This window comes from Bacteroides cutis (genome assembly GCF_900241005.1).
GTDB lineage: Bacteria > Bacteroidota > Bacteroidia > Bacteroidales > Bacteroidaceae > Bacteroides > Bacteroides cutis.
The window spans coordinates 400,017-412,975 of record NZ_OEST01000002.1 but is presented as its reverse complement, the minus strand read 5'-3'; the positions used below and the strand labels follow the sequence as shown (position 1 = coordinate 412,975).

Here is a 12,959-nt window from a genome sequence, read left to right as displayed (position 1 = left end):
TGACCATTATCACAGATAATAAAACATACCCTAATTCTATTAACAATAAGAATCTAAACTGTATTATATCTTTGTAAAAATATTCAAATGTAACCAAAAAGGAGAGAATAACTAAAGTTACATATTTTTCTATTCTATATTTACATAAAAATGAATCAATGCGATTTTTATTAATTGCATACAATAATCCTAATGCAATACCAAATGTATCAATTATATAATAAGGTTCAAGGTTAAAAATACCCCCCCCCTAAAAGTATTGTAATATATCCAAGTAATATAATTAGATTCTTACTTACCTTAGAATGAATTCTAAATAATCCCCATATAAAAAGATAAGCAATAATAAGAACATCAATGAACCAAGTTACAGAATCAATTTTAATAAATCCTAGAATTGAACCTACTAAATTATATGGATTAACTGGCAAGAAAGATATATTATCGCAAAAGACCCTAAAAATAGGTATCTTATAATTAATTCCTAAAATAGGTGATGTTATTGTCAAAAAAATGATATTAACTAATAGTACAGGAAAGATAATTCTTTTTACTTTACTCTTAACAAATAAATAAAAATTCTGAGGTTTACGTTCTAAAGAAGAATATACTCCGAAAGCACTAAGAAAGAAGAAAATAGTACAAGCAATATATCCCAATGAATATACTATAGGATTTCGTAAATAAAAATGATGTATAAATATCAAAATACAACAAATAAACTTTGTTATATCCGTAATTGTACGATTCATATAGATAAAGGATTTACATTTATACCACTTTTTTGTATCAGATTAATAAATTGAAAAAACTTATTTTCATCTGCTGTATAATCAATATTTGTAATTCCCAAGTATTGATACTTTTTGTGAGCTAGATTGTGACACTTCAACAGTTCAATACTGTTTACATTTAAGTATTGCAATCTATTTATTACTAATTTATAATTAGTATATACTGAATTTACAAAAACCAACCGATAAATCACGTCTATTTTCTTTGATTTTATCTTATCTAAATGTAATTTCATTGACCTTATATAATTCTCTGACTCTAAAAACATTTCTGGTTGGAGTTTTAAATCAATAATCATAAGTTTTGCATATGCAAAAGATTTTTCAACATTATCTTTTGAAATTTGAAGAGTCGTTTCAAAAGCAATATCAATGTTCCTGATTTTTAAACGTTCTAACGTTGGTACTAATTCATGAATCCACAATAAAGGTTCTCCTCCAGAAAAAGTAACACCACCCAAAGAACTGGTGTATAAATCATTATCCTTTAATAGTTCATCCGAAAGTGCATCTGATGAATATTCTTTTGATGTTGGTTCTGTATATTTAAAAGGACACAATAAAGTACTTTTAACTCCTCCACATCTGTTGCATTGAGCACACATTTTAGATTCTATCCCTTTATTTATAAGACATTTATCTTCATAAAAGAAAAAATCAGTTTCGATAGAGACTGCCTCAGGATTACAACACCACGGACAATGTAGTGTACATCCCTTGAGAAATACTGTAGTCCTGATGCCTGGACCATCATAGACACATCCTCTCTGAATAGAGACTACTCTAATTATATTCATATAACTGGGCTCTTTGAATAAGATTATCTTTATATTCTTCTGGCAAATCATTAAAATATGCACTAAAGCCCCATATACGAACAATCAAATTAGGATACTTTTCAGGATGTGCCTTGGCATCAATGAGTGTTTCTTTATCCAATACATTGAGTTGAGCTTCATATACTCCTTTCTCAAATGCACTTTTAAGTAAAAAAGCAAACTTCTCAGGATTTTTTGCATATGCAGAAGGTACGATAAAGTCAACTACATTTCCATTAATATTACATCCTGAGTAATTAAGTTTAGATGCAAAATCAAAAACTTTTAAAATGTCAATATCTGATGAAATCGGTGATATATGAACTGCAAATGGTTCACCTTTTCTTCTTCCGTCCATAGTAGCTTTACAGTTTTTGGCCAACCCTATATATCCAGGAGAACTGAAACCAACTTTAATTTTCTTACCAAACATCGTTCGTTTAGATGTAGCACGTTCTATCACATCTAAAATGTGCTGTGTAAGATTTATTACTTCTGTTTCAGTGGATCCGAATTTTAGAGGATTCTGCTGCATCAAGATCCGATAATCCTCGTATCCCTCAAAGTCTTGCTCTAAACAATTTATTGCATATTGTATATCTATGATTTTGTCATCATAGATATACTTTTTTATATTAAGCATGGAATTTATGAGATTTGGTAAGCTTACTATAAGAATACCATGATAGCTATATTTTGCACCTCCTTGGGTAAAGTCTGTCCTTTTCTTGATACAGTCGTCAAAAAATAGTGACAATAATGAAGAACGGTCAAAGTTAATATTCAAATTCCAACCTGCAATTGTTGAAGTGATTGTTGAGTCAATATTTGAAACAAACTCGTTATAGTCTTTATTTGGATACATTTTCAATACATCCTCCACGACCTTAACAATAGGTATATTGGGAATACAATTGTTTTGGTCTAATGATTTTCCTATTATAAGAGGCTCCCAACATGCTGAAGTACCAAGATTATATAAATCATCTTTTGAATACCCAAATTTTTCCATTAATGGAAAAATTAAATCTTCATTTACTATAAGGGGTGAACCACTTCCTTTAATTATACTTTTAGCAACACCAAGCCATGTTTCATCGGTTGTAGAACTGTTAGTTCTAAAAATGAGTTTTGGATCTGGAACAGGATTCTCTTGATAAATTTCCAATAACAGATGAGTAATTTCATTGTCTACATTAATACCATTCTCATCAATGCCACCTATTATTATTACTTGACCTGTATCACCTGGGAATTCACTGTTGCTTTTAGCTTTTTGATCTTTTCCTAAAATCTTTATCATTTTAGCTAAATATGATTTAGCTTGCTCATGAGATAAAATACCTTTTTTTATGTCATTTGAATAATATGGCTCAAGCCAATAATCTAAACGACCTATTCCATTTTGACGATGTTTATTCTGCCAAAATAAAGCATTAAAGAACAATATTCGTTGAATAGCTTCATCAAAAGAGTTACAGTTTCTATCCCAAATATTATCGATATAATCTGCTAATTGATTATTTCTACAATTAGCATTATTTCTGAGTTCAAAACTAATGCGGATCAATAAGTCATGGATTGAGTTGAGTGTTATTAAGAGAGCCTTTTTAAAATCACTTTTTGGTAATTTTTCTATTTCAATTAATTTCTCCTTTAAAGGATGTTCTAAAAACCACTTATAATCGGCTGTTACACTAGCAATTTGATAATTAGTTTTAGGTACAAAACGTATTGTTTGCTTATCCCATGGATATACATAATCCATAGTATAATCTATACGTATAATACGAATTATTTTTTGAAATTGATATGCTGAAGACAGAGTTGGATCTATATTGTTATAACCAAAAACTAACTTATTATTTGCTATAAATTTGAATAATCCTAGCAATTTTAAAATCTTATTACTAGGATGAGCCTGCTTCATATCTGTAGCATAAGCATATTTATAATCTAACAATCTCATTTACCTAATCTATTTGTCAAATTGGATAATTTATGTTTCAAGTCTAACAATCTTATGACAGAAACTATATCTTTTCTGCAAAGAAACACACTAACAAAGAAAAGAAAAGTATGCAGAATATACCTACTATTATTTTCAATTAAAATTTCACAACAACTCATTAATATAAACACAATAGAGAGTTGGATGTAAAACCAAATATTCTCTAACTTTACAAATTTTGAAGCATATATTGTTCGTGACAAAAACATTGTGAAGAAAGAAAATGCTACGCTTATACATGTGCCCATTAATCCGAATACTGAAGTTAGTCCTATGAGAGTAATTATTGAGCAAATCCCACCCCAAAGACTTGAGTAAAAGAAATATTTACTAGTCTTAGTGGCTGAAAAGACTCCTCCAACTGCACCAGACATACCAGAGAAAATAATTCCTGCCATCAAAGGAGATATGTAATAGTAAGCGTCGTAATATTCCGATGTTGTAAAAATACTTACAATTGATCTGGAAAATATAATCATTAGATATCCTCCGAAAAATAGCAATATCCCCAACATCTTAATATAATTATTATAAAATCGTTCAAACCCAGGTTTTCCATATTCTTCAAGCACACTGTTACCCCATGCTGTACTCAGTATACTCAGTAAGCTGAAAAGCATACCTGTAAATCTGTTTGCAACTGCATAAAGACCAATTGCAGCAAGGCCAAGGAAGTGTTCCATAATAGGTCTATTGAGACCATTAACTAACCACCACATAATTCCATTGGGTAACAATGGAGCACTATATGTCAACATTTCTTTTACGCTTGACCAACTATTACCTTGAAATTGTATATATTTATAACATCCTCCAGCCACAAATGAATAGATTGCTGCTACTAGTTGAGCTAATATAAGAGATAATGCATAACCTGACAGACCTAAATGTGGTATGAATAAAACAGAGAATAATGCTGTTGAAAGAGTAAGAACAATACCAGCAATACTATATTGCATCATCTTATTTAAACTCCTCGTAAATGATTGGCAATAGCTCTGCATATATGATGTAACCATTAACCAAAATATCAACCATGTATAATCTGACAAGACATTATGCATTTTTTGTTTTAGTAAAAAGAATTGCACAAGACAAAAAAACAAAGCGCTAATAGTAATGGCAATCATACTAAAAATAATTCCCGATGAGAAATATTCTTTCTTCTTACTATTTGATGAATTATAGGGGAATATAAAAATGGCATCAGGCAGACATAAACATACAAAGCCAATAAATAACATCGAATAGGTGGTTATTGTATCTATTGCTCCAAACTCTTCAGGTTTCAGCCAAAAAGTATAAAGTGGTAGCATAATTATATTAATTAATTTACTACCAATTGTACCAATTAATACAAATCCTGTGTTCTTTGCTAAAGTCTTATATTTCCCCATTTTATACTTGGTATGGTTTTGTCTCCGGGAGTTTACAATATCTATTAATTGGTGATGGAAAAGGGATCCGATTTATTAAAAATTCAATGATAGCCATAATCTTATAACTATTCAAAAATTTCATAACCATAGCACCGCTTAATCTTGTTCTTAGAAATTTAAAATCTATATATTTGTAAGATACATATTCAAATTTTGGCAAATTCTTACGATATAGGAAATATGCAAACTTTAAAACTCCTTCATTATATCTGTCTGCCAACTCTTTTGTATCTATTAATTTCCAAAGTTCATTTTGGGATTTAGGAGTATATACAGCTTCAAATTCAGAGTAATAAAAATGGGTTAGCGCTATAACCGGTTTTCTCCAATATGATGCTTCTAATCCTACAGTTGAATTGAATATTATAACTTTTGAGCAATTATCTAAAAGAGAATAAGAATTAACAGGCGATTCTGGCTTAATAATTGTCACATTGGGATATTGTAAAGTGTAAAGTATTAAATGAGATTTATATGGTACGTTTTTTAAATTAGGATGGATACGAAGATAAAAATATTTAGAATCGTCATTTTTATAATGTTCGAATATTGAGATTAGCGCATCATACTGGGAAGGATATAGCGTATAACTGTCAAATGCCTTTGAAACAGCACAAAACTCATCTTCCGAACTATTAAAGATAGCTATATTTTCTTTGGATTTATCCCATTTTTCCGGCAGAAGGCCCTTTATCTGATCTTTTGTATATACCATATCACCTGCAGCCTGACTATTTCTTCTTTTGTTAAAAAAATCATGTGCATATTTCTCTACATCTTCTACAGCCTTTCCTGCTTCCCAATTTTTATTCATATGTTCAATAATTGGTTGCATTTCATGAGGTGTACCATTAACAAAATAATTCTTCATTACATCATCATTACAATATTCTTGTTCTGTAATGACATACGGTATTCTAAATCTTTCCGCAAGCCCTAAAAATGGTTTATATGTAGAAAATCGACCATTATGAAATATAAGTAATTCTATACTGTTTTCAATAATTAGTCTTTCTGCGACTTCATATAATTCTATTTCTTTTTGAATTAAAAAAGCTATGAATTTTTTGAATTCACGTGATATATTAGGCATGACGTTTCTGGACATTGATACATATGAGGAAAAGGCTCCATATCCAACTTCAGCTCCTTTGTATATAGCATCTTTTAATTCTGTAATGGAATTAAAATTAGTATTGAAACTAAAAGCCTTGTCTCGATCTTGTTTTTTGATAAGTTGAGAAAACTTATAATAATGTATTTTATCAAAAACACCTGATTTTTTCCATGCAGATAGCATTGTATGTTGACAAAGTTTACAATATAAAGAATTACCCAACTTATTATGCATGCAAATTTTCATATTGGAATCACAAGACAATACAAAGACTTCATTACCCTTGTTTAGTTGCATTGTTGCACATTCTATAGCACTGAAATCATTATTTGCAGAGAAAATGAGAACCTTCATTTTTTTGTTGAATATATAGACATGAAATTTTAATTATTTTTATCTTTAAAAAGTGTAAATGGTACAAAATGTGTACAAAGCTATTAGCTAAGGTTATTGATGTAATTCTTCAAGATAGACATAGATTATAAAATACTTTATTAAAGTTCTGTAAACAAACTTGATATCAAAGCCACATATTATTTTTTTATCATTCTCACAATCTGAAATGCCTCTGCAAACTGCTTTCCTATAGTATATCCGCGATACTGTGCAAGAATTTTCAATGCTTCCGAAGAACGTGGATGCGGAAAAGTACGGCTCTCGAATTCATAAGCTGCCATGGCATCACATTTTGCTTTCAAGTCAGCCTCCGAAATCTCCATGTAAAGATTCGGCATGAAATGACGGGGATCACAAGTAGCCTGCCACTCACTGGCCGATGGGGTCTCGAAAGCAAAAACAGCCTTCACCGGTTCATCCTCCATAGGACGTGTGGCAGTCATCACTGCCTGGAAAGTCATCTGATGGTCTATATTAAGGTCACCTCCATGATGGGTAAAGATGAAGTCGGGACGAAACTGTTCCTTCTCATGTTCCACTACCTTCACGATATCGAGCAATGCATGGCTGTCGAAACGGTTGTCGGAAAAGTTATAAGCCTGCACGCTGTGATAACCTATGCACTGACGCGCTATCTCCACATTCTGGTGATGTTTTTCCAAAGTTTCTTTCCATAATTCCGTATTGCGGGCATCCGAACGCGAAGTAATCCCCTCACCTAAAATGATGACCCGGGTCAGTATGCCCTGCTCCTTGATGAGCTTATGCATGGTGGCTCCCAGCCCCAGCAGTTCATCGTCGGGATGGGCGGCAACAATCATGATTCGTTTATTAGAAAACATATATGTAATGTTTTATATAAAAAATTATTTCAATTCATCCCAATGATTAACGACCAGTTTCCAAGGTTCCATATCATTCTCATCATAATTATATAAACACTTAGCAGTCCTGAAATCGGTCAACCATTCAGGCAAAGTACAACGGCCTTCTTCAACTCGTTTGCCATAGTCAACAGGCTCTACCATTGCATCAAAAGGGTCGAATTTCCTGCGCTTGGGCGCTTTGCCCGTTAGCATAGTCTTACACCAAAGGTATGAAAGAGGCATACCTGCAATGGTGGCAGCACGATGCCAAGGAGAACTGCGGAAATTGATTTCAAGAAACCAATAATTGTCTTCTGTATCCACCAAAAACTCAATCTCCCAAAGTCCTTCATAACCTATCTCTTCAAGCATGCTGTTGAGCTTAATAAGAAAATCAGAATGCTTGGGAGAGAATACATTCATGTAAGGACTATAATATCCTTTAATATTATAATTGTATGCACATTGAATAGCAGTGAACATACCTTTGCCATGATTGTAACTAAATCCTTCGAACTGAATTTCGTTTTTTTTCTCCAAGTATGGCTGAATCATACATTTCTTTGCATTGATTGTTGCCATAGCCTCTCGAAGTTGTGACTCGCTCTCACAAATATGGAAATCACCTTTCCAAGCACCTGCCAACGGGGAAATAGCTTTGGTTATCACTGGATATTTCAATCCATCGGGCACTATACCAGGCTTAACTACATGAGAATCAATAGTAGGAAGACCGTAACGACGAGCAAGACCCTGAATAGCATCCTTCTCCATAAATTCAACCACCCGACCATTCTTTCCCGCATTTGCAGTAATGAAGTTCTTCTGTATGTCCTCGATATTCTCGTCAAAAACACTGTAAACATCATCGTCACTAAAGAGCAGAAAAGGTTTGCAGCCAGTTTTGGAATAAACATCACCATAGTTCTTGATAACAGTGTCGTATGCTTCCGCAATGGATTTCACACGGTGGTGCACACCTATATATTTGCTTGCAGAGGTTACTGGAACCTTATAATCTACCCCTACGAACACGGGCTTAATACCCAATTCTCCAAGTGTGCGAATAATCCCTAAAGAATTATAGTGTTCCAAAGCGACAAGAATAAATTTATGCTTATCTATCTCGTTATTCATTTATGTTAAATCATATATCCTTGACAAACTCAAGACTCATTCTAGTACCCATTTCCAAATTTCTATTTACTTTCTTGCCCAATAACTGTGGTAGATATTTGATTGGTAATCCAAAAGCGGGACGAACAGCTCTCACATTCTTCTCTGTAATGACATCTCCTGACTTCATATCTTCTGCTACATAAAGCGAACGGCAATATATACGACCAGCAATAGCATTAACATCCGTTGGATAAGTGACAGCACCTAATGCCAACTCAACATTCCTAACATCTTTCACCATCTGAGCAAATTCTTCTGCATTCATCGAAAAATCAGAGTCAGGACCACCGATAGAACGGTCGATGATAAAATGCTTTTCCACTACTTCTGCCCCTAAAGCTACAGCAGTCATAGGCACAAGACTACCAAAAGTGTGGTCAGACACACCAACTTTAACCCCAAATTTTTCTTTCATATCAGGCATAGTTAGCAAGTTCGCTTGGTCTATTTTTGCAGGATAGGCCGATGTACATTTCAGAAGCGTAATATCGTTATTTCCTTCTGCACGTATAGCGTCAACAGCTTCTTTAATCTCTACTTCTGTTGCGATACCTGTAGCAACAATCATCGGCTTCTGCTTTGATGCAGCATAGCGAATGAAGGGAATATCAATAATGTCGAAAGAAGCAATCTTATAAATGGGATTACCCAAAACCTCCACAAAGTCTATCGTTTCTTTATTTGTTGGTGTAGTGAAACAAATCAACCCTTCTTCTTTAGCCACATGATATAGTTCCTCATGCCATTTCCATGGAGTATCAGCTTTGCGGTAAAGGCTAAAGTAAGTCTCTCCATCCCATAAACCTTTTCCAACTCTAAAATCAGGCTTGTCGCAATCCAAAGTTTCTGTTTCTGACGAATACGTCTGAATCTTGATAGCATCAGCTCCCGCTTTCTTAGCTGCCTTAATTGTCTCAATTGCAACCTCCTTGCGATGATTGTGATTTGCCGACATCTCGGCAATAATAAAAGTCTTGCTCATATAATATTATTACAATACGAAATCCACACCAACCACTACTCTGGGATGAACTTTCAAGAAGTCATTACCCCAAACATAAAAATTCCATTTTTTGACTGAATAGTAGAAACCTGCAGCAATATCCATGTCACTATCCATCTTCCAAGAATGAATTTCTCCAATCATGGGAGTGAAACTTCGGCCTTTTCCTATGGGGATAGCATATCCCAAAAATGTCCATTGTGACATTGTATTGCCAGCTCCTTTGTTTACCCCCCACCATGTATTGCTACACCAAAACAACCGGCCACTATCCGTTATATTTCCATTCATATAGAGGGCAGATGTTAAGTAGGAAAACTTCATATTATCGTTCAAATCAAATGAAGGCGTTACCTGTCCACCAATTCCAAACCACTTACTGAACTTATATCCCGCTCTTACAAGATAGCCCATATAAGAAGTACCTGCATCGGTATAGAGATCAACACCCGTAGCGAAATAATTGCCTATACCATATTGAAATGCGGTATAAGTTTCCTGAGCGTTTATTCCCGGGCGGATTTTCAGTGAAGTGTAGCCATATAATTTTCCATCACCTACTGTTCCTGAAAAATATGGAACCTGTGCCATGACAGTTGTCATTAGCATCAAGGTTGTAACGACCAACAATAATCTTTTTATCTTCATTTTTTCGTTTCAGTTAAATCCGACTTCTTCATATCTTTCACCAAAGCCCACATCATAGCAATCATCACAAAAAGAAATGGTAACGTAGCTGCAATTGAAATCGTTTGCAAAGGTTTCAGGCTTCCGGCTGATAAAAGGATGTAAGCAATACAGCTACAAACAATACCCCACACCACCTTTTTATATACCGGAGGAGTGATACTGCCATTTGATGTCATCATACTGAGTGAATAAGTAGCAGAATCAGCCGAAGTAATGAAGAAGATACCTAATAAAACAATAATCATTATTGAAATAGCCTGGCTAAGAGGATAATGGCTAAATACAATAAACACTGCTGTTTCCGGAGAAGCTATCAACTGCTGTACATTCTCAAGACTCCAGCCCTGAACGGTAGACAATGCTATGGCACTAAATACTGCCAACCATACGATAGTGAATAATGTTGGAACGACAACCACTCCCCAAATAAATTCACGCACCGTTCTACCTTTTGATATTCTTGCACAAAACATGCCCACAAAAGGAGTCCATGCAACAAACCATGCATAATAGAACACACGCCAATTCATCACCCACTCATTATTGCCAAAGGCATTAATCATCATCACATCTGAAAAAAAGTACTGAATGTGCTGACCAACGCTATTTGTCAAGTTATTCAGCATTGTAATCTTGGGACCAACAGCAAAAGCCACGACAAGCAAAGCTAAAGCAAGAATCGTGTTTAAGTTCGATAGAATCTTTATACCTTTATAAACACCAGAAATAGCACTGATTATGAACACCAATGTTATCAAAATGATGATGGTCAATATGGTATTTTCGTTCTTTGGAATGTCAAACAGATAGTTAAGACCACCACAAATCTGAGAAACTCCCAAACCTAATGATGTGGCAACACCAGCAAAAGAAACAACTACAGAGAACCCATCAATGGCTTTTCCAAAGAAACCTTCAGTATGTTTTTCACCAACCAGCGGAATCATCAGGTTACTAATCTGCGCATTCTTCCCCTTACGAAACTGGAAGTAGGCTATACCAAGGCCTACAACAGCAAAACAAACCCATTGAGTAATGCCCCAGTGCAGGTAACAGGTTCTTACAGAAAAATCAATCGCTTGCTGAGATCCCGCTACAACTCCTGTAGGAGGTGCAGCATAATGAGATAACGGCTCTGCTATACTCCAAAACACCAACCCGATTCCTGTACTGCCACAAAACAGCATAGAATACCATGAGAAATTACTAAATTCCGGTTTGTCAGTGTCTTTTCCTAATTTAATCTTACCGTAATTACTGAAAGAAATCCAAACAAGGAATACAATAAATGCAAATATGGCCCAAATGTATAGCCAACCGAAATAATGACTAACCCATTGCATGAAAACGCCGGATATTTCTCCAAGCTGAGTACTGTAAACAGCACCAAAGACAATGACGGAAATGGCTATTATAATCGTCCAAAAAAACACCAAGTTACGACTATACCATGTACCCTTTTTCATAACCTACTAATCTTATGCTTATTTATTTCAACTTATCCCAATTATCAGTCAGTACCTGCCAAGGTTTTAAATCAACAGGGTCATAATAATATGTACACTTGGCTTCTTTAAAATCCTTAAGCCATTCAGACAAAGAACAACGCCCCTCTTCTACTCTCTTAGAGTAGTCTATCGGTTCCACCATAGAAGTGAACGGTTCAAAGTCTTTGGGTTCGGGAATTTCTCCTGTCAACATTGAAACACACCACAGATAAGCTAAAGGGTATCCAGCAACGGCTGATGAATAGCTCCATGTCGTATTTCGGAAGTTAATCTCCAAGAAGTACAACTGGTCATCAGGGGCAACAAGGAATTCAGCATCAAATACTCCTTCAAAACCTATTTCCTCTATCATAGCGGCTAATTTTTCTTTCAGGTCTTGATTCTGAATGGGTTTATCAATATGATATGGACTATAATATCCTTTTATATTATAAAGGTATGAGCACTGAATAGCAGCAAACATATCTTTTCCTTTGTTGACGGCATACCCCTCAATAGTCATCTCTGTTTTCTTCTCTACGAATTTCTGTATGAGAACCAACGGACTTTTGATACGGTTGAAAGCTGCCTTCAATTCTTCCTCACTATAGCAAATGTTTACATCACCTTTCCAGGCGCCAGCATTTGGAGATATGGCTTTTGTGATTACCGGATATTCAGCATGTTTAGGAAGTTCACCACATTTCACCACCTCAGTGGGCAGAATTTGCACGCCATGGCGTTCCGCACATTGCAATATTTCGAATTTATCGAGGAACTTTGCTATACGATGGTTACCACCAGCATTAAAGAAAATAAACTTATCCTTCAATTCATCATGATGATTTTCAAAAAGTTCTACGGTACTGTCATCCGTGAACTGAACAATAGGCTTCAGACCTGTCTTTTCAGATACATCTCCATATTCCTTCAGCAAAAGGTCGAATGCCTCCTGGTCATCATTAACCAAATATGATTTCTTGACATATCTGCTGGATGATGCCACACAAGCCTTATATTTTACGCCTATAAATACAGGATTGATTCCGTTTTCGCCAAGACAACGAATGACACCTAATGGAGTATAATGCTCCATACCAATTAAAATCACTAACCTGTTTTCTAAAACTTTATCCATAATTTGTTTTACTATTTACCT

Annotated in this window: 11 protein-coding genes; all 11 read right to left on the bottom strand. The window is 34.6% G+C overall.

Annotated elements, in window-relative coordinates:
- Positions 1-233: 233 nt before the first annotated feature.
- The 11 genes from C1A09_RS05765 to C1A09_RS05715 all read right to left on the bottom strand — a co-directional run bounded on the left by C1A09_RS05765 (position 234) and on the right by C1A09_RS05715 (position 12,938).
- On the bottom strand, positions 234-752 hold the full coding sequence (locus C1A09_RS05765; protein ID WP_101542771.1) for an acyltransferase family protein: 519 nt from the start codon (positions 750-752) through the stop codon (positions 234-236).
- A complete protein-coding gene (locus C1A09_RS05760; RefSeq protein WP_180949182.1) occupies positions 749-1,591 on the bottom strand; it encodes a 4Fe-4S cluster-binding domain-containing protein in 843 nt (280 codons plus the stop codon). Before C1A09_RS05760 ends, C1A09_RS05765 begins: the two co-directional genes overlap by 4 nt.
- Entirely contained in the window at positions 1,578-3,581 is a 2,004-nt protein-coding gene (locus C1A09_RS05755) for a pyruvate formate lyase family protein (protein ID WP_101542769.1), read from the bottom strand. The genes C1A09_RS05760 and C1A09_RS05755 overlap by 14 nt, the downstream gene beginning before the upstream one ends.
- Positions 3,578-5,020, bottom strand: a complete 1,443-nt coding sequence (locus C1A09_RS05750) for a lipopolysaccharide biosynthesis protein (RefSeq protein ID WP_101542768.1) — start codon at positions 5,018-5,020, stop codon at positions 3,578-3,580. Before C1A09_RS05750 ends, C1A09_RS05755 begins: the two co-directional genes overlap by 4 nt.
- A 1-nt stretch (position 5,021) precedes the next feature.
- Complete coding sequence (locus tag C1A09_RS05745) at positions 5,022-6,533, bottom strand: capsular polysaccharide export protein, LipB/KpsS family (RefSeq protein WP_101542767.1); 1,512 nt, start codon at positions 6,531-6,533, stop codon at positions 5,022-5,024.
- A 179-nt stretch (positions 6,534-6,712) separates the two neighbouring features.
- Positions 6,713-7,417, bottom strand: a complete 705-nt coding sequence (locus tag C1A09_RS05740) for a PIG-L deacetylase family protein (RefSeq protein WP_101542766.1) — start codon at positions 7,415-7,417, stop codon at positions 6,713-6,715.
- A gap of 24 nt (positions 7,418-7,441) precedes the next feature.
- Entirely contained in the window at positions 7,442-8,578 is a 1,137-nt protein-coding gene (locus tag C1A09_RS05735) for an ATP-binding protein (RefSeq protein WP_101542765.1), read from the bottom strand.
- A gap of 10 nt (positions 8,579-8,588) precedes the next feature.
- Positions 8,589-9,602 carry a pseudaminic acid synthase gene (gene pseI, locus C1A09_RS05730; protein WP_101542764.1) on the bottom strand — a complete coding sequence of 338 codons (1,014 nt, stop codon included), beginning with the start codon at positions 9,600-9,602 and terminating at the stop codon, positions 8,589-8,591.
- A 9-nt stretch (positions 9,603-9,611) separates the two neighbouring features.
- Positions 9,612-10,271 (bottom strand): hypothetical protein, encoded by a 660-nt coding sequence (locus C1A09_RS05725; protein ID WP_101542763.1) that lies wholly within the window; start codon positions 10,269-10,271, stop codon positions 9,612-9,614.
- Positions 10,268-11,779: a BCCT family transporter gene (locus tag C1A09_RS05720; protein WP_101542762.1), complete on the bottom strand. Its 1,512-nt coding sequence runs from the start codon at positions 11,777-11,779 to the stop codon at positions 10,268-10,270. Before C1A09_RS05720 ends, C1A09_RS05725 begins: the two co-directional genes overlap by 4 nt.
- 22 nt (positions 11,780-11,801) lie before the next feature.
- On the bottom strand, positions 11,802-12,938 hold the full coding sequence (locus tag C1A09_RS05715; protein WP_101542761.1) for an ATP-binding protein: 1,137 nt from the start codon (positions 12,936-12,938) through the stop codon (positions 11,802-11,804).
- Positions 12,939-12,959: the final 21 nt, after the last annotated feature.

What these genes read in the sequence shown, in the direction of transcription:
- C1A09_RS05765 (WP_101542771.1), bottom strand. Translation starts at nt 752, where the DNA reads ATGAATCGTACAATTACGGATATAACAAAGTTTATTTGTTGTATTTTG.
- C1A09_RS05760 (WP_180949182.1), bottom strand. Translation starts at nt 1,591, where the DNA reads ATGAATATAATTAGAGTAGTCTCTATTCAGAGAGGATGTGTCTATGAT.
- C1A09_RS05755 (WP_101542769.1), bottom strand. Translation starts at nt 3,581, where the DNA reads ATGAGATTGTTAGATTATAAATATGCTTATGCTACAGATATGAAGCAG.
- C1A09_RS05750 (WP_101542768.1), bottom strand. Translation starts at nt 5,020, where the DNA reads ATGGGGAAATATAAGACTTTAGCAAAGAACACAGGATTTGTATTAATT.
- C1A09_RS05745 (WP_101542767.1), bottom strand. Translation starts at nt 6,533, where the DNA reads ATGAAGGTTCTCATTTTCTCTGCAAATAATGATTTCAGTGCTATAGAA.
- C1A09_RS05740 (WP_101542766.1), bottom strand. Translation starts at nt 7,417, where the DNA reads ATGTTTTCTAATAAACGAATCATGATTGTTGCCGCCCATCCCGACGAT.
- C1A09_RS05735 (WP_101542765.1), bottom strand. Translation starts at nt 8,578, where the DNA reads ATGAATAACGAGATAGATAAGCATAAATTTATTCTTGTCGCTTTGGAA.
- pseI (WP_101542764.1), bottom strand. Translation starts at nt 9,602, where the DNA reads ATGAGCAAGACTTTTATTATTGCCGAGATGTCGGCAAATCACAATCAT.
- C1A09_RS05725 (WP_101542763.1), bottom strand. Translation starts at nt 10,271, where the DNA reads ATGAAGATAAAAAGATTATTGTTGGTCGTTACAACCTTGATGCTAATG.
- C1A09_RS05720 (WP_101542762.1), bottom strand. Translation starts at nt 11,779, where the DNA reads ATGAAAAAGGGTACATGGTATAGTCGTAACTTGGTGTTTTTTTGGACG.
- C1A09_RS05715 (WP_101542761.1), bottom strand. Translation starts at nt 12,938, where the DNA reads ATGGATAAAGTTTTAGAAAACAGGTTAGTGATTTTAATTGGTATGGAG.